At 63.9% G+C, this 15,064-nt stretch carries 19 protein-coding genes; 5 read left to right on the plus strand and 14 right to left on the minus strand.

Annotated elements, in window-relative coordinates:
• Positions 1–32: 32 nt before the first annotated feature.
• The 7 genes from C3F42_RS29645 to metG form a co-directional block, all read right to left on the minus strand.
• Positions 33–209, minus strand: a complete 177-nt coding sequence (locus tag C3F42_RS29645) for a PA3496 family putative envelope integrity protein (protein WP_177410842.1) — start codon at positions 207–209, stop codon at positions 33–35.
• Positions 210–313: 104 nt separating this feature from the next.
• Positions 314–952: an endonuclease III gene (gene nth / locus C3F42_RS23960; RefSeq protein WP_046854460.1), complete on the minus strand. Its 639-nt coding sequence runs from the start codon at positions 950–952 to the stop codon at positions 314–316.
• A 4-nt stretch (positions 953–956) separates the two neighbouring features.
• Positions 957–1,481, minus strand: a complete 525-nt coding sequence (locus C3F42_RS23965) for an Rnf-Nqr domain containing protein (protein ID WP_023630759.1) — start codon at positions 1,479–1,481, stop codon at positions 957–959.
• Positions 1,478–2,089 (minus strand): RnfABCDGE type electron transport complex subunit G, encoded by a 612-nt coding sequence (locus C3F42_RS23970; protein ID WP_104444995.1) that lies wholly within the window; start codon positions 2,087–2,089, stop codon positions 1,478–1,480. Before C3F42_RS23970 ends, C3F42_RS23965 begins: the two co-directional genes overlap by 4 nt.
• Positions 2,086–3,057, minus strand: coding sequence for an RnfABCDGE type electron transport complex subunit D (locus tag C3F42_RS23975; protein ID WP_094012394.1), 972 nt, complete (start codon positions 3,055–3,057; stop codon positions 2,086–2,088). The genes C3F42_RS23970 and C3F42_RS23975 overlap by 4 nt, the downstream gene beginning before the upstream one ends.
• Before the next feature lie 78 nt (positions 3,058–3,135).
• Positions 3,136–3,684, minus strand: coding sequence for an Rnf-Nqr domain containing protein (locus C3F42_RS23980; RefSeq protein ID WP_023630762.1), 549 nt, complete (start codon positions 3,682–3,684; stop codon positions 3,136–3,138).
• Between the two features lie 101 nt (positions 3,685–3,785).
• Complete coding sequence (metG, locus tag C3F42_RS23985; protein WP_046854465.1) at positions 3,786–5,828, minus strand: methionine--tRNA ligase; 2,043 nt, start codon at positions 5,826–5,828, stop codon at positions 3,786–3,788.
• Between the two features lie 158 nt (positions 5,829–5,986).
• Between metG and apbC the strand changes: the two genes are divergently transcribed.
• The gene (gene apbC / locus C3F42_RS23990) at positions 5,987–7,081 is read left to right on the plus strand and encodes an iron-sulfur cluster carrier protein ApbC (RefSeq protein WP_023630763.1); all 1,095 of its coding nucleotides are present in this window, start codon (positions 5,987–5,989) and stop codon (positions 7,079–7,081) included.
• Between the two features lie 122 nt (positions 7,082–7,203).
• Here apbC and C3F42_RS23995 read toward each other — a convergent pair whose 3' ends face one another.
• Positions 7,204–7,413: a cold-shock protein gene (locus C3F42_RS23995; RefSeq protein WP_012273869.1), complete on the minus strand. Its 210-nt coding sequence runs from the start codon at positions 7,411–7,413 to the stop codon at positions 7,204–7,206.
• Positions 7,414–7,740: 327 nt separating this feature from the next.
• Here C3F42_RS23995 and dcd point away from each other — a divergent pair, with 327 nt between their 5' ends.
• Together dcd and C3F42_RS24005 are read left to right on the plus strand one after the other, a co-directional pair.
• The gene (gene dcd / locus C3F42_RS24000; RefSeq protein ID WP_023630764.1) at positions 7,741–8,307 is read left to right on the plus strand and encodes a dCTP deaminase; all 567 of its coding nucleotides are present in this window, start codon (positions 7,741–7,743) and stop codon (positions 8,305–8,307) included.
• 97 nt (positions 8,308–8,404) lie between these two features.
• Positions 8,405–8,647, plus strand: a complete 243-nt coding sequence (locus tag C3F42_RS24005; protein ID WP_046854466.1) for a hypothetical protein — start codon at positions 8,405–8,407, stop codon at positions 8,645–8,647.
• Positions 8,648–8,653: 6 nt separating this feature from the next.
• On the opposite strand, the gene C3F42_RS24010 is transcribed toward C3F42_RS24005, so the two are convergent.
• Positions 8,654–9,769 (minus strand): succinylglutamate desuccinylase/aspartoacylase family protein, encoded by a 1,116-nt coding sequence (locus C3F42_RS24010; protein WP_104444996.1) that lies wholly within the window; start codon positions 9,767–9,769, stop codon positions 8,654–8,656.
• A 233-nt stretch (positions 9,770–10,002) separates the two neighbouring features.
• On the opposite strand from C3F42_RS24010, the gene C3F42_RS24015 reads away from it, so the two are divergent.
• Positions 10,003–10,185, plus strand: a complete 183-nt coding sequence (locus C3F42_RS24015; protein WP_023630766.1) for a type II toxin-antitoxin system HicA family toxin — start codon at positions 10,003–10,005, stop codon at positions 10,183–10,185.
• A gap of 20 nt (positions 10,186–10,205) precedes the next feature.
• Positions 10,206–10,637, plus strand: a complete 432-nt coding sequence (locus tag C3F42_RS24020) for a type II toxin-antitoxin system HicB family antitoxin (RefSeq protein WP_104444997.1) — start codon at positions 10,206–10,208, stop codon at positions 10,635–10,637.
• A 63-nt stretch (positions 10,638–10,700) separates the two neighbouring features.
• Here the strand turns inward: C3F42_RS24020 and C3F42_RS24025 are convergent, their stop codons facing one another.
• The 5 genes from C3F42_RS24025 to C3F42_RS24045 all read right to left on the minus strand — a co-directional run bounded on the left by C3F42_RS24025 (position 10,701) and on the right by C3F42_RS24045 (position 14,994).
• The gene (locus tag C3F42_RS24025; RefSeq protein WP_104444998.1) at positions 10,701–13,136 is read right to left on the minus strand and encodes a penicillin acylase family protein; all 2,436 of its coding nucleotides are present in this window, start codon (positions 13,134–13,136) and stop codon (positions 10,701–10,703) included.
• A gap of 192 nt (positions 13,137–13,328) precedes the next feature.
• On the minus strand, positions 13,329–13,532 hold the full coding sequence (locus tag C3F42_RS24030) for an SEC-C metal-binding domain-containing protein (RefSeq protein ID WP_023632501.1): 204 nt from the start codon (positions 13,530–13,532) through the stop codon (positions 13,329–13,331).
• A 7-nt stretch (positions 13,533–13,539) separates the two neighbouring features.
• Positions 13,540–14,016, minus strand: coding sequence for an LEA type 2 family protein (locus C3F42_RS24035; RefSeq protein WP_023632502.1), 477 nt, complete (start codon positions 14,014–14,016; stop codon positions 13,540–13,542).
• Between the two features lie 2 nt (positions 14,017–14,018).
• A complete protein-coding gene (locus tag C3F42_RS24040) occupies positions 14,019–14,495 on the minus strand; it encodes a YchJ family protein (protein WP_038706657.1) in 477 nt (158 codons plus the stop codon).
• Positions 14,496–14,499: 4 nt separating this feature from the next.
• The gene (locus tag C3F42_RS24045) at positions 14,500–14,994 is read right to left on the minus strand and encodes a DUF6231 family protein (RefSeq protein WP_094012390.1); all 495 of its coding nucleotides are present in this window, start codon (positions 14,992–14,994) and stop codon (positions 14,500–14,502) included.
• Between the last annotated feature and the right edge of the window lie 70 nt (positions 14,995–15,064).

The following is a 15,064-nucleotide window of genomic DNA, read 5'->3' on the forward strand; positions in this document are numbered from 1 at the left end:
GCCTCCGTTCAGGAGGCTTTTGCACGTTTGCGCTACAGATCGTAGTCAAAGTCGGCCAATTGCTTCTGCAGGCGCCGTTCCTCGAGCATGTTGTCGATGGTGCGGCGCTTGCTAAGGTTGGTCTTGGCCGGTTCGGCCTGCGGCTCCGCGTCGTCGTCCGTACTTTGGAAGTCGTCGTCGTTCGCCAGATCTTCTTTATCGGTGCTCATGCGTCACTCCAAGCCAAAGGGCCATTGGCCGTCCTTATAACGGGAATCGCAGAGCGGGTAAAAAAGATTTTTTCAATCGCCTTGTGCTGTTGTCAGCTATTGCTTCAATCGTCCGAGGTCTTGAGCTTGTATTCGCACAGGTCCTCGATTCGGCAGCTGCCACAGCGGGGTTTTCGAGCCTGGCAGACATAGCGGCCATGCAGGATCAGCCAGTGGTGGGCATCGAGCAGATAGTCCTTTGGCACGAACTTGAGCAGTTTCTTTTCGACTTCCAGAACGGTCTTGCCCGGCGCTATACCCGTGCGGTTGCTGACCCGGAATATATGCGTATCGACGGCCATGGCCAGTTGGCGAAAGGCGGTGTTGAGCACTACGTTGGCGGTCTTGCGGCCGACGCCGGGCAGGGCTTCCAGCGCTTCGCGGCTCTGCGGGACTTCACCACCGTGCAGTTCGACCAGCAGGCGACAGGTCTCGATGACATTCCTGGCCTTGCTGTTGTACAGCCCGATGGTCTTGATGTACTCGCTCAGGCCTTCGACACCCAGGGCGTGGATGGCCTGCGGCGTGTTGGCGACCGGAAACAGGCGTGCGGTAGCCTTGTTGACGCCGACGTCCGTCGCCTGGGCCGAGAGGATCACCGCGATCAACAGTTCGAAGGGGGTGGAGTAGGCCAGTTCGGTCTTGGGTTCGGGGTTGTCTTCATGCAGCCTGCGAAAAATCTCCAGGCGTTTGGCGGCATTCATGGGGTCAACGGCTTCCTAGACGGCGTGGTGAGGTGGTCGATGGGCGCAGGTGATTGTACAAGCCCAGCAGCAGGCCGAGCAGTATCAAGGCGCCGGGAGCGAGCGTGGCAATGTGCAGGCCGAGATCGTCGGCGAGCACTTGTCGACAGATACCCAGGGCAAGGCTGGCCACCAAGAGCCCACCCAGGCCGCGGCACAGTTGGCGGTAGCGGTGAGTCTGTGGCAGCAACTGCTCGCATGCCAGGCAGGGCAGCGCCAGCAACAGGGGGTAGAGGGCAAGTTGCTCGGCCAAGGGCAGGGCCCACGCCCGCAGCCCCAGGTGCAGACAGGTTACCAAGGTGGCGGTCAGTAAAGCGCTCGCCCACAGGCTGGCGCCTTGGGCAAGGTGGCTACGCAGTGGTGCCATCAGCGCCTGATGCAGGCCTGTCAGCAGGCAGGCGCAAAGGCTGATGGCGATAGCCTGGACAATGGTCCGGGTCGCGCCGAGCAACGGTGCCAGGCTGATCATCACTAGCCAGAACCTGCTCATGGGCGCGCCTCGTCGAGCAGTGCCTGGCGGTGGTCGTCGAAGTAGCGCAGCGCATCCTGGATCGCCTCGATGACTGCCCTGGAAGTTACCGTCGCCCCGGCCAGCTGATCGAACGCGCCCTGGTCACGCTTGATCGCCCAGGCCTGCTCCGGGGTGCCTTCGTGTGCCCGGCCAATGAACTGGTCGAGCCAGTGACGGGCAGGGTCTGCCAGTTGGTCGCCCAGGCCGGGGCTTTCCTGTTGCTCAAGTACACGCATGCCTGCCAGGCGACCGTGGGTGTCGATGGCGATGACCATTTCGATGGCGCCGCCATAGCCCTGGAACCTGTTGTGCAGCAGGATGGCGGTAGGGCTGCCGCCTAGCGTGGCACGGTAACCGGCGAGCAGGCGGCTGTGGCGCAGGCTGGTATCTGCCAGTGCCAAGGGTGTCTGCAAGGGCTGGTTGTCGTAGCTGCCCGGCGGCAGCACCGCCAGCCATTGCCGTTCCTGCCACTGGCGCGATGCTTGTGCAATCGGTTCGGCAGTGAAGCGTTGCCAGGCCAGTGTCGTGGCGACGGCCAGGAGTGCCAGCAGCAGAAGGCAGGCAGCGCTGCACCAACGGGCATTCACAGGCAGGCCTCTTGGCGGCGTTGCGCCCAGCGATCCAGGGACGGTGCGGCAAGGTTCATCAGCAAGATCGCGAATGCCGTGCCGTCGGCAAAGCTGCCCCACGTACGGATCAGGTAGATCAGCATGCCGGCGCCGGCACCGAACAGCAGGCGGGCCAATGGCTGTCGGCAACCGGATACTGGCTCGGTGGCGATGAAGAACGCGGCCAGCATGGTCGAGCCCGACAGCAGGTGCAGCAATGGTGAGCCATTGGAGTCGGAGCCGGAGCCATTCCAACCCACCAGGCTGAACAGGAACAAGGCGCCGAGCAGGCCGACCGGCGCATGCCAGCCGAAGACCTTGCGTTGCATCAGGAACAACCCGCCGAGCAGAAAGGCGAGGTTGACCCATTCGCTTGCACGTCCACCGAGGTGGCCAAAGGCCGAATGGCTGGCAAACAGTTCGTCGATGGTCAGGCTGCGGTTGTGGCGCAGTACGTCGAGCACCGTGGGGCTGGCCCAGGCATCGATGCGATCGCCGGTACCCAGGCTCAGGTTCAGGCTCTCAAGCAATCCGGGTGCTTGGGCGGGCCAGTGGTTCATTTGCAGGGGGAAGCTCAGCAGTACGAACACGTAGCCCGCCATGGCCGGGTTGAACAGGTTGCGTCCCACTCCACCGAAGGCCTGTTTGCCCAGGCCAATGGCGACACAGGCTGCAATTACCGGCAACCACCAGGGTGCCTGAATGGGCAGGGCCGCAGCCAGCAGAACGGCGGTGACCAGCGCGCTGCCATCGCCCAGGGTCGAGGCCACCGGCAGCTTGCGCCAGCTCAGCAGCACGGCCTCGGTGGCCAGCGCCGCGCAACTGCTCAGCAGCAGGTTGATCAGCACGCCCCAGCCATGCAGCCAGAACAGCGCGAGCAGCCCCGGGACACAGGCCAGCAGCACCAGTTGCATGGCGCTGCGCAGGCGCGGATCAGATGGCGGCATGGGGCGGCAGTTCCTCGAAGTAGTGTCGGGCGGCGTTTTGAAATGCCGGCAGCAAGACGCCGGTGTTAAGAGTCAGGCTCATTGTGCGAAGAGCCCATTGAGTCCCGAAAAAGCCATGGCCATAAGCCCGGCACCGATCAGTTGGATAGGCAGGCCGCGTAATGCCGTGGGTACCTCGGCTTGGCGGCTGCGCATGTCCAGGTCCGCATACAACATCAGCGCGAGCCAGAAGCCCAAAGCGGTAACAAGTGGCCACGCCAGCAGGCGCCAGCCGTACATTTCGGCATTGGACAGTTGCACCAGCAAGCCTAGCACCACGGCATTAGCGCTCAGCAGACTCGGCAGGCCTTGTGTTGGCCAGTCTGGCCGCAGGCGTTGCAGCAGGTTCGGCAGCGCCCAGGCCAACGCCGCCAGCAGCGGCAGGAAGAGCAACAACTGCAGGTCCTGCAACTGTGATGGCACGAGCAGTTGCTGGTAGATCCATGCCCCGACTGGCAGTGCCAGGAGGATCAGCAGTGCGCTGCACAGCCCCAGCGCATGCAGGCGCGCTCGCTCGCCCGGTTCTGCCTGCAGGACCAGGTGATTGACCAGCGCGGCGCTGACCAGGACCAGAACGTAGTCACTCATGGGGATGCCGACGGCGGGAGGATGGCGCCATTATCCGGCAGCGGGTGGCAGATGCAAATGCCCCGGCCAGGTGGCCGGGGCATGGTAGTTACTTAAGGCGGTTACTTGATGCGCTGGCCTGGCTTGGCACCGCTGTCAGGGCTGAGCAGGTAGATTTCCTCGCCGCCCGGACCGGCTGCCATGACCATGCCCTCGGAAACGCCGAAGCGCATCTTCCGTGGCTTGAGGTTGGCCACCATCATGGTCAGACGGCCTTCCAGCTGGGACGGATCCGGGTAGGCCGACTTGATACCCGAGAACACATTGCGACGCTCGTCACCGATGTCCAGGGTCAATTGCAGCAGCTTGTCTGCACCCGGCACGGCTTCGGCCTTGACGATCAGCGCCACGCGCAGGTCGACTGCGGCGAAGGTGTCGAACTCGATTTCGGCCGACAGCGGGTCCTTGGCCAGCTCGCCATTGCCCGCCGGGGCGGTCTTGGCCTCGGCGGCCAGCAGGTCTTCCTTGCTGGCGGCGATCATGGCTTCGACCTTGGCCGGTTCGATGCGGCTCATCAGCGCCTTGAACGGGTTGAGTTGGTGGTTTTCCAGGCGCGACTGGTGGTCGTTCCAGGTCAGCGGCGCGACATTGAGGAAGGCCTCGGCGTCGGCGGCCAGCACCGGCAGGACCGGCTTGAGGTAGATCACCAACTGGCGGAACAGATTGACGCCCTGGGCGCAGATGGCCTGCACCTCGTCCTGCTTGCCTTCCTGCTTGGCCAGCGACCACGGGGCCTTGTCGGCGATCCAGGCGTTGGCACGGTCGGCCAGGGCCATGATCTCGCGCATGGCGCGCCCGAAATCGCGGGCTTCATAGGCCTCGGCAATCGACGGGGCTGCCGCGAGGAAGGCTTCGGTCAGCTCTGGCGCGGCGTCACCGGCGACCATTACGCCGTCATTGCCCTTGTGGATGAAACCGGCGCAGCGGCTGGCGATGTTGACCACCTTGCCGACCAGGTCGGAATTGACCTTTTGCACGAAGTCTTCGAGGTTCAGGTCGAGGTCGTCGACACCGCGGCCCAGTTTGGCGGCGTAGTAGTAGCGCAGGTACTCCGGCTGCAGATGGTCGAGGTAGGTGCGCGCCTTGATGAAGGTCCCGCGCGACTTGGACATCTTCGCGCCGTTGACGGTCAGGTAGCCGTGCACGTTGACCGCGGTCGGCTTGCGCAGGCCCGCGCCTTCGAGCATGGCCGGCCAGAACAGGGCGTGGAAGTTGACGATGTCCTTGCCGATGAAGTGATACAGCTCGGCCGTGGAGTCTTCTTTCCAGAACGCGTCGAAGTCCAGTTCCGGTCGGCGCGCGCAGAGGTTCTTGAAGCTGGCCATGTAGCCGATTGGCGCGTCCAGCCAGACATAAAAGTACTTGCCTGGCTCGCCCGGGATCTCGAAACCGAAGTACGGAGCGTCGCGGGAGATGTCCCATTCCTGCAGGCCGGAGTCCAGCCACTCGGCGAGCTTGTTGGCCACGGCGTCCTGCAGGGTACCGCTGCGGGTCCACTGTTGCAGCATGGCCTGGAAGTCGGGCAGCTTGAAGAAGAAGTGCTGGGAATCACGCAGTACCGGGGTAGCGCCGGAGATGGCCGACTTGGGATTCTTCAGCTCGGTCGGGGCGTAGGTGGCGCCGCATTTTTCGCAGTTGTCGCCGTATTGGTCCTCGGCTGCGCACTTGGGGCAGGTGCCCTTGATGAAGCGGTCGGCGAGGAACATGCCCTTTTCAGGGTCGAAATACTGGGTGACCGAACGGGTGGCGATATGCCCGGCATCGCGCAGGCGCGTGTAGATCAGGCTCGACAGCTCGCGGTTCTCCTCGCTGTGCGTGGAGTGGTAGTTGTCGAAATCGACCAGGAAGTCGGCGAAGTCGGCGCTGTGCTCGGCCTGGACGTTGGCGATCAGTTGCTCGGGCGTGATGCCTTCCTTTTCAGCACGCAGCATGATGGCCGAACCGTGGGCATCATCGGCACAGACATAGATGCACTGGTTGCCGCGCAGCTTCTGGAAGCGCACCCACATGTCCGTCTGGATGTACTCGAGCATGTGGCCAAGGTGGATCGATCCATTGGCATAGGGCAGGGCGCTGGTGACGAGAATCTGACGTGGCTCGGACATGGTGGCTCGGCTACTTATCTGGCTACGGGGTAAAAATGAGGGTGATCGGCCACTATAAAGGGCTGGCGAATATATTTCACCCCAACAACGCATCCGCTGACGATTGACGGGTTAGCATAGGCGCCTGTTCCGTATTCCGTTTGCCAATGGGAGCCTCCATGAGTGCCGTTACCCGTGCCGCCGTTGAAGGCGTGCTTCGCCAGTACACCGACCCCTACCTGAACCAGGACCCGGTCAGCGCCGGTTGCGTGCGCGCCATCGAAATCCAGGGTGGGCAAGTCAATGTGCAGTTGCAGTTGGGCTATGCCGCCGGGCTGTTCAAGGGCGGCTGGGCGCAGGTACTGCAGACCGCCATCGAGAACCTCGACGGTGTGACTTCGGCCTCGGTCGGCATTGACTGTGTGATCGCTACGCACAAGGCCCAGGCTCAGGTGCCGGCCATGGCCAACGTCAAGAACATCGTCGCCGTGGCCTCGGGCAAGGGCGGGGTCGGCAAGTCGACTACCGCTGCCAACCTGGCCCTGGCCCTGGCCCGCGAGGGGGCGCGGGTGGGCATACTCGATGCCGACATCTATGGCCCCAGCCAGGGTGTGATGTTCGGCATCCCCGAGGGTACACGCCCACAGGTGCGCGAGCAGAAGTGGTTCGTGCCGATCAAGGCCCATGGTGTCGAGGTCATGTCCATGGCCTTCCTCACCGACGACAACACGCCCATGGTCTGGCGTGGCCCGATGGTCTCGGGCGCGTTGTTGCAACTGGTGACGCAGACCGCCTGGGACGACCTCGATTACCTGGTGATCGACATGCCGCCAGGCACCGGCGATATCCAGCTCACCCTGGCGCAGAAGGTGCCGGTGGCGGGCTCCGTCATCGTCACCACCCCGCAGGATCTGGCGCTGCTGGATGCCAAGAAGGGCGTGGAAATGTTCCGCAAGGTCAACATCCCGGTGCTGGGCGTGGTAGAGAACATGGCGGTGCACATCTGCTCAAACTGCGGCCATGCCGAGCACCTGTTTGGTGAAGGCGGCGGCGAGAAGCTGGCGGCCCAGTACGGTGTCGAACTGCTGGCATCGTTGCCGTTGTCGATGCTTATCCGCGAGCAGGCCGACAGTGGCAAGCCGACCGCGATTGCCGAGCCGGAAAGCCAGATCGCCATGGTCTACCAGGAGCTGGCGCGGCAGGTGGGGGCGCGGATCGTGCTGCAGGAAGCGGCGGCGCCGGCGATGCCGAGCATCACCATCAGCGAGGATTGAGGTTCAGGCAGTCATGTGGGTGCGGGCAAGCTCGCTCCCCCGATCGCTTCTGACCATTCGCTCAGGCACAAAAAAACCCGCCAATGGCGGGTTTTTTTTGAAAGCGAGGAAGCGAGATCGACTTAGGCGATCTGAACTTCTTCAGCCTGCATGCCTTTCTGGCCGCGGGTAGCGACGAAAGTAACAGCCTGGCCTTCTTTCAGGGTTTTGAAGCCGTCAGCTTGGATGGCTTTGAAGTGCACGAACAGGTCGTCACCCGACTGAGGGGTGATGAAGCCGTAGCCTTTCTCATCGTTGAACCACTTGACGGTACCGTTTTGACGGTTGGACATGTTTCTGTCTCCTTGGACAAAGTTGATTACGGTCAGGAAAAACCCTGGCCGGGACTGAGTGCAAAGAGAGCAGAAAATTCAGCGATGGGCCGATGATAATCGTGCATCAAACTAGAGATTCTCGGTGTCACGTGCAGCACAGTGGCGCCACCTTAACCCACTTTCCACGACCTGCCAATGGTCAAGGAGCGCTTTGATGAATTTCGGATCGGCGGCCGGTGCAGGCCCCGTCTGGCGCGGGATGGGCAAGGAAACTTTAACCCGCGCGCCGGGACCGGTAAGATGCGCTTCTCGTTTTTCACCTTGCACTCTTCAGGACACCCCGCCATGAGCATCAAATCGGACAAGTGGATTCGCCGCATGGCGCAGGAACACGGCATGATCGAACCGTTCGTCGAGCGCCAGGTGCGCGGCGAGCACGACAGCCGGGTCATCTCCTTCGGCGTCTCCAGCTACGGCTACGACGTACGCTGCGCCGACGAATTCAAGGTGTTCACCAACATCAACTCGGCCACCGTGGACCCGAAGAACTTCGACGCCGGCAGCTTCGTCGACATCAAGAGTGACGTGTGCATCATCCCGCCAAACTCCTTTGCCCTGGCCCGCACCGTCGAGTACTTCCGCATCCCGCGTGACGTGCTGACCATCTGCCTGGGCAAGAGCACCTACGCCCGCTGCGGCATCATCGTCAACGTCACCCCGCTCGAGCCCGAGTGGGAAGGTCATGTGACGCTGGAGTTCTCCAACACCACCACGTTGCCGGCGAAGATCTACGCCAACGAAGGCGTGGCGCAGATGCTGTTCCTGCAGTCCGACGAGGAGTGCGAAGTGTCGTACAAGGATCGTGGTGGCAAGTATCAGGGCCAGCGCGGCGTCACCTTGCCGCGCACCTGAGCCGACAAAGCGCGGGAATTGTTTCCGCGCCTGGCACTCCAACGAGTGAACAGTTCCGGCGCGCATGACGTGCGCCGGCTCTCGTCAGGAGCCTTCCATGAAAATTGACCCCGCAATCAGTGCCAAGCTGGCCGTCCTGCAGCCGAACCAGATCGGATTGCTGGCCTGGTCGCTGCTGGCCCATCCGCCGATACACACGCCACTGCCCATGCGCGCTGGCGGCGTGCCTCACCAGCCTGATCCCGACACCCCCCAGCCGCCACAGCCTGGCGAGCAGCCACCGATGGAGCCGGGCGAACCGACCTTGCCGGATGAGCCGCCTCCCGCTCCCGTGGCTTGACGCCGCTCAGTTGCCCAGCAGGTAACCGCTGCGACAGACCTGCTCGCCTGCCACATGGGCGACCACCATGCCCGCCGTGGCCATGCGCCGGATGCTGCGGGCATAGAGCAGCCCCGCCTGGCTATTGCGCAAGGGAGTGACCCGGTCGTTGAGCGGGTCGATGACCTCGGCGATCAGTGTCCCGGCTTGCAGGTACTGGCCGGGGCTGGCATGGAACACCAGCAACCCGCCAAGCGGTGCCATGACCGGCTCCACCGCTGCCAGTGGCGTGGCCGGATGACGCAGCGCCGGCAACGGGGCAGGCTGCCCTTCGATGACCCCGGCGTGGGTCAGGAAGTCGAGGATCGCCTGGCAGTCCTGGATGGCCAGGGCGTGGCTGACATCGGCCTGGCCGCGCAACTCGATGGTCACCGAAAAACTGCCTTGGGGGATCGGGAAGCGTTTGCCGAAGCGCTGCTGCAACTGCCACCACACCAGGCTGAAACACTCATCGAACGATTGTCCGCCCGAGTCGGTGGCCAGCAGGCTGGCCTGGACGCCCAGGTAGCGTGCCAGCGGTTCGACCTCGGGCCAGGCCTCGGGCGTGGTGTACAGGTGCTCGACGGCTTCGAAGTCGCAATGCAGGTCGAGCACCATGTCGGCGTCGCAGGCCAGGCGCTGCAGGGTCAGGCGCTGGGACTGCAGCGGCGTGTGCGCGGGGTGGGCATCCAGGCCCCGGCGCAGGTATTCACGGATCAACGCCAGGTTGTGCGACGGGTCTTGGGAGAGGTGGCCTTCGATCTGGTCACCAATGTTGTCCGACAGGTCGACGAACCTGCGGTTGAAGTTCTCGCCGCTTTGCAGCTCGAAGCGCCCCAGGGGCGCGTCCAGCAACACCTGCTCGAGGCCGACCGGGTTGGCCACCGGCACCAGGATGACCTCCTTGCGCAACCGCCCCTGCTGCTCCATGTCCGCAAGCCGCTGCTTTAGGTGCCAGGCCACCAGCATGCCCGGCAGCTCGTCGGCATGCAGCGAGGCCTGGATGTACACCTTGCCGGCGCCACGTGGGCCGAAATGGAAGCTGTGCAACTGGCGGGCGATACCCGGGACAGGGGAGAGCAGGTCGTGGGTCGAGTGGTGCATGGTGGTCCTGATGTGAGCGCTGTGCGGCAAGGGCCGGGATCAAGGATAGAAGCATAACTTCGGCGTTGGCGCACTATTCATATCGGCCGGGCGGACGGTGGAGCTCGGATATGGACTACCTGAAATGAGGACATGCCGAACCCGCAGGTGCTGTCTACTGATGCTTCATCGCGCTGCGCAACAAATATGTTGCGAGTGCAACCTGTTTGCTGCATTTTTCTCCTGGTGCATGCATGAAGTACAGCGAACTACGTCGATGGCTGCGTTCTCAGGGAGCCACCTTCGTTCCTGCCAAAGGCAGCCATTTCAAGGTTTACCTGGGCAATCGACAAACCATCTTCCCCGACCACGGCGCCAAGGAAATAGGGGAGGGGCTGAGGAAGAAGATCCTCAAGGATCTTGGACTGAGCGACTGACCACGCAACGAGGTTTCCAAATGAATTTCGACTATCCGGTAAACGTGCACCGTGATACAGGCAGTGTCTGGATCAGTTGTCCGGATATACCTGAGATGGCCAGTGCGGGCGATACGCTCGATGAAGCATTGTTCGATGCAGTGGATGCCCTGGAGTCAGCGCTTTCCCTGTACGTGGAGCGTCGGGCAGCCATTCCGTTGCCGACACCAGTGCAGTCAGCCGAGGCCATTGTCAGGTTGCCGGCGCTGACCGCGGCCAAGGCGGCGCTGTGGAACACCATGGTCTCTCAGAACGTGACCAAGACCGAAATGGCCCGACGGCTTGGCGTTAATCGGCCGCAGGTGGACCGGCTGGTTGATTTGCTGCATCGCTCCAAGATCGAGCAGGTCGAGCATGCCTTGCATGTATTGGGACAACGCATAGAACTCGCGGTGGTAGCTGCCTTAAGATGATCCGAGAGGTTCCTTCCTGGCGCAGATGCTGCGCCAGGAAGCTACTTCCGTGGGGCCAAAGGCCTATTTGCCAGGCACCAGCGTCAACCGCTGGCTACCGTAGGCCCGGGCAAAATTCTGCGGTTGCAGCGGCAGGCTGGTGAAGCGGCCCTTGAACCAGGCATCGAGCCCATCGCTGTAATGGTGGCTGGCCGGATTGCCGGACTGGCCATTGCTGGTCAGCACCTGCAGCGGTTCGGTCTGCCCAAAATCGACGATCATCCGCGCCGAGGCCGGCAGTTGGGTGTCGAAGCTGCTCCCCCAGGCATAGGGCGTCAGGGCCAGGGTGCTGAAGTCGCCACCCGCCGCCAGGGGCGCGCGCTCGAGCTTGTCGCCCAGGCCGTGATAGGCCGGTGCCGGCCAGCGGTACTGATGCAGCTTGCCCCACTGCCAGGCACGGCGGTCGGCGCCGAGTTGTGTGGTGCCGGCATCCACCGCCGCAGCCAGGCTGCGGGCGAGGATGGCCGGCTTGTCTTCTTTTTGCGGCGTGCCGCGATCGTCCCAGAACGGGCTGTCCTCGCGCCCCAGCAGGTGGTCGGCCTGGGCGGAGTAGGAAAGCTTGGCATTGCCGATGAACGCTTGCCATGCCGGGCTGGATTCCGGGCCCAGTTCATCGAGGAAGGTCTGGCGAGTGACTGCCTGGAGGAACAGTTCGTACAAGGCGGCATCGGCCGACACCGGGCTTAGCCGGCCATCGAAGGCCTTTAGCCGCGCCAGCGCATCGCGAGCCTTGTCGCGCTGGGCGCCAGGCAGGGCGTCGATGGCCTGCTTGAGCGGCTGGGCCATGCCGGGGGCGTCGAACATCTGCTTGAGCTTGTCGGCCAGCAGTGTCACCTGATCGTTTTGCAGGGCCATCAGGCTGCGGCTGTCGTGACGACCGTTGCCGGCCAACTGGGCCAGGCGTTCGGCACGCTCGGGGTAGTACCAACTGCTCGACAGCTGCATGCCGTAGCCTTTGGGCAGGCTGCGCTGGTTGGCGTGGCCGATGAAGCCGGCGGGCGGATCCTGATCGTAGGGGTGCAGCATCGCGTCGGCGTAGCCATCCCAGTCGTAGCGCCCGTCCCAGCCTGGCGAGGGCAGCAGGCCCTGGCCTTCGCGGCGGTTGGGATAGCGTCCGCTGACCTGCCAACCGATATGCTGGGGCTCGGCGAACACGAAGTTCAGCGCTGCCGCACCGACCTCGCGGGTGCTGTCGAAAGCACGCTCGATGTTTTGCGCGCGGGTCAGGTCGAACAGCGCATCTAGACTGCGATCATCCTTGAGCTGCGGTAGATGCAGGGCCAGGGCCAGGCTGCCATGCCCCGGCAACAGGGTGCCGTGGCGGGTGTCGTACATCACCTCGCGCTGAGGGCGCTGGCCGCGAACGAAGAAGGTCTCGTTGCGGGCACGCGCCGGTTGCCACTTGCCGTCGGCGAGGTAGGTCAGCTGGGGGCCCTGGCAGCGCACCTGCTCGAGGAACAGGTCCTGGTTGTCGGCCATCACCGCGCTGCTGCTCCAGGCCAGCTTGCCGTTGTAGCCTGCCAGTACGATCGGCAGCCCCGGCAGCGACAGGCCGGCGACCTGATACTTGCCGGTGTGGATCTGCACCGGGCTCAGTGCCCAGGCAGCGCGGCTGTCGCTGGCCAGCAGGCTCTTGCCGGCACGGCTGCGCTGGGGCGACAGGGCCAGGTTGCTCGAGCCGGGCACGCCCAGCAGGCCGAGGTCGGCCAATTGCTGGCCAGTGGCGGCGAGCGCGCCCAGGCCCGGCAGCTGGCTGGCCAGGTTCAGGCCCTTGAGCTTGTCGACTTCGCTTTCGGCCAGGGGCTCGTCCGGAGCGCCGGGCAGCAGCCAGGCCAGCTTGTCGGCACCGACCTTCTGCGCCAGGGTCAATGCCGACAGTTCCTCCTGCAGGTTCACCGACTGGCTGAAGGCGTAGAGGCTGAAGATCAGCGCCGAATCCTCGGGTTTCCAGTATTCCGGGCGATAACCGCTGCGAGCGAGTTCGCCCGGTAACTTGTCGCGATAGCGGAACAGGTAGGCGTTGACCCCGCGGGCATAGACTTCGAAGAAGCGCTTCAGGCGCGGCGAGGCATCGGCATACAGCTGGCTGGCACCCTGCTTGAGGTTGGCCGCGCGCATCAGCCGGTCGATCTCCAGGGCGTCGGCTCCCGCCAGCTCGGCCAGGCGCCCCTGGGCCAGCAGGCGCATGGCGACCATCTGCTCGATGCGATCCCCGGCATGCAGGTAGCCCAGGCTGAACAGCGCATCATGGAAGTTGCTGCTTTCGATCAGCGGCGCGCCCATGGCGTTACGCCGTACCGAGACGTTCTGCGCCAGGCCCTTGAGCGGTTGCACGCCGCTGTAGGGCAGGACGCTGTCCTGGTAGCCACCCATCTGGCAGCCGCCCAGCGCGAGCAGGCCAAGCAACGCGGCAGCACTGCCGAGGCGGAGGGGGAAGGGTGGAAGGACGGGGGCGGCCATGGCTGGATTCCTGCAGGGCGTGGCGGGGTTCTGAAAGGCGCTAAGGTAGTGAGCGCGCAGTCGCCGTGCAAGGTGCCGGGGAGCTTTATTTACCAGTGGTCATGCTGGAGCGGGTTGATCATGGGCCAAGCCCGTTCCCACGACGGTTTGCCTGGGAGTGGGCTTGGCCCTGAACACGTGCGCTGACGTTGATCAGGCGCCGTGGCACTTCTTGAATTTCTTCTCGCTGCCGCATGGGCAAGGGTCGTTGCGGCCGACGTCCTTCAGGGCGTTGCGCACCGGCTCCTGGTGGCCGTGGTTGCAGTGCGGGCCGTGCACATGGCCGTGGTCGTGGTGATGGTCGTGACCGTGATCGTGATCGCAGTCGGGGCCATGGACATGGGGTTGTTGGGTCATTGCAGCGTTACTCCGGTTTAAGATCGCCGGGGATTATCTCACCCCTTTGCCTCAAGTGCAGGTCCCGATGCACGAACAGTCCGGTGGCCAGCTCGCCACGCAGTTGATACTGCACGGGTTGCCCGCTCTTGAGCAGCTTTGCCAGAGGCTTGAGGTGCTGCCAGAGATTGGTCCGCACGGTGACCTTGAAGGTGCGCCGGGCATGGCCGCCAACGCTGCGCCACAGGCTGGCCTCGTCTTCGGCCAGCAACAGGTCGCCCAAGCGTACAGAATAGGCCAGGTGGCGGATGAACAGGCGGCTGTCATTGGGGTTGTCGACCCGCAGGTGCAGAACGAACTCCTGCTGGTGCAGGCGCACCTTCACCGGTTCCACCTCAAGCAGGTGCAACTGTGGTTCGCGCCAGGGATCACTGCCCCAGCTGACGCAGCCCGCCAACCCGCACAGCAGCAGGCTGAGCGAGAGCAGGCGGGCCAGGGTGCGCATGCTCAACTACCGAAGTAACTGGCGCAGCATTTCTTGAACTTCTGCCCGCTGGCACAGGGGCAGGGGTCGTTGCGTCCGGCCTTGAGGGGCGCGGTCGGGTCGATGAAGTACCAGCGTCCGGCATGCTGGACGAATGCCGAGCGCTCGCGGTGCTGGTGATCGCCCTCGAGGTCGTGCCAGCGCGCGGTGAACGTGACGAAGGCATGCTCGGGCTGCCCGCCCAGCACCTCGGCGCCCTCCACCTCCAGGCCTAGCCAAGTGCTCTGCGCGCTCCAGGCCGCCATGGCGGCGCGGTCCAGGCCCGGTTGCTGTGCTGGCAGGGTGGTGGCCACCAGATAATCCACCAGGCCCAGCACATAGGCGCTGTAGCGTGAACGCATCAGCGTCTGGGCATCCGGCGCTGGTGTTCCACTGTGATAGTGCCCGCAGCAGGTATCGAGCAGGTTGCCACTGCCGCAGGGGCAGATCGAGACACTCATTCGTTCACCACCAGTACTTGCCGAAGTTTTCTGGGTTGGCCCAGAACTTGGCATTGAGCCAGTCCGGGACCTGCTTGTAGTCATGCAGATCATAAGTGAACAGGCTCAACACCTGGTCATCGCGCTGGAACTGCTCGCTGGCCGAGAGCGCCAGCGAGTAAAAGTCGGTGGCCTGCCAGCCGCAGGCGGTCAGGTCGGCCAGCACCGCGACGCGGCTGGCGTTGAGGTTGCGAATGCCGCCCAGCAGCTCCAGGCCGGTGCGTTTGGGCAGGTGCTCCAGGCAATCGACCAGCACCGCCAGGTCGAAGCGCCGGGCGGCCTGTTCGGCGGGCAGCGGGCCGGGTGCGGTGGCTTCGATATGGGTATCGGGATGGGCGGCGGCGAAGGCTTCCAGAGCCGGGAAGCGGCTGCCCACCAGCAGCAAGTGGCGCGGGGTGAAGCGCTCCAGCAGGGCGGCCAGTGCCTGCTGGGGCGTGCGTTGGGAGAAAGCTTCGGTCATTGCCATTCCTCGTTCAGGTCGCTCAAGACTAACGGTCCCAGGCCAGCGGGCAAAGGGGCGCGCCGCTGCG

The sequence above is a fragment of the Pseudomonas sp. PONIH3 genome (genome assembly GCF_002934345.1).
Taxonomy (GTDB): Bacteria; Pseudomonadota; Gammaproteobacteria; order Pseudomonadales; family Pseudomonadaceae; genus Aquipseudomonas; species Aquipseudomonas soli.

Coding starts and splice junctions, on each gene's coding strand:
- apbC (WP_023630763.1), top strand. CDS start 5,987: ATGAGTGCCGTTACCCGTGCCGCCGTTGAAGGCGTGCTTCGCCAGTAC.
- C3F42_RS24010 (WP_104444996.1), bottom strand. CDS start 9,769: ATGCACCACTCGACCCACGACCTGCTCTCCCCTGTCCCGGGTATCGCC.
- C3F42_RS29645 (WP_177410842.1), bottom strand. CDS start 209: ATGAGCACCGATAAAGAAGATCTGGCGAACGACGACGACTTCCAAAGT.
- C3F42_RS24005 (WP_046854466.1), top strand. CDS start 8,405: ATGAAAATTGACCCCGCAATCAGTGCCAAGCTGGCCGTCCTGCAGCCG.
- C3F42_RS24030 (WP_023632501.1), bottom strand. CDS start 13,532: ATGACCCAACAACCCCATGTCCATGGCCCCGACTGCGATCACGATCAC.
- C3F42_RS23980 (WP_023630762.1), bottom strand. CDS start 3,684: ATGAGTGACTACGTTCTGGTCCTGGTCAGCGCCGCGCTGGTCAATCAC.
- C3F42_RS24040 (WP_038706657.1), bottom strand. CDS start 14,495: ATGAGTGTCTCGATCTGCCCCTGCGGCAGTGGCAACCTGCTCGATACC.
- C3F42_RS23995 (WP_012273869.1), bottom strand. CDS start 7,413: ATGTCCAACCGTCAAAACGGTACCGTCAAGTGGTTCAACGATGAGAAA.
- C3F42_RS23975 (WP_094012394.1), bottom strand. CDS start 3,057: ATGCCGCCATCTGATCCGCGCCTGCGCAGCGCCATGCAACTGGTGCTG.
- C3F42_RS24035 (WP_023632502.1), bottom strand. CDS start 14,016: ATGCGCACCCTGGCCCGCCTGCTCTCGCTCAGCCTGCTGCTGTGCGGG.
- metG (WP_046854465.1), bottom strand. CDS start 5,828: ATGTCCGAGCCACGTCAGATTCTCGTCACCAGCGCCCTGCCCTATGCC.
- nth (WP_046854460.1), bottom strand. CDS start 952: ATGAATGCCGCCAAACGCCTGGAGATTTTTCGCAGGCTGCATGAAGAC.
- C3F42_RS23965 (WP_023630759.1), bottom strand. CDS start 1,481: ATGAGCAGGTTCTGGCTAGTGATGATCAGCCTGGCACCGTTGCTCGGC.
- dcd (WP_023630764.1), top strand. CDS start 7,741: ATGAGCATCAAATCGGACAAGTGGATTCGCCGCATGGCGCAGGAACAC.
- C3F42_RS24045 (WP_094012390.1), bottom strand. CDS start 14,994: ATGACCGAAGCTTTCTCCCAACGCACGCCCCAGCAGGCACTGGCCGCC.
- C3F42_RS24020 (WP_104444997.1), top strand. CDS start 10,206: ATGAATTTCGACTATCCGGTAAACGTGCACCGTGATACAGGCAGTGTC.
- C3F42_RS24025 (WP_104444998.1), bottom strand. CDS start 13,136: ATGGCCGCCCCCGTCCTTCCACCCTTCCCCCTCCGCCTCGGCAGTGCT.
- C3F42_RS24015 (WP_023630766.1), top strand. CDS start 10,003: ATGAAGTACAGCGAACTACGTCGATGGCTGCGTTCTCAGGGAGCCACC.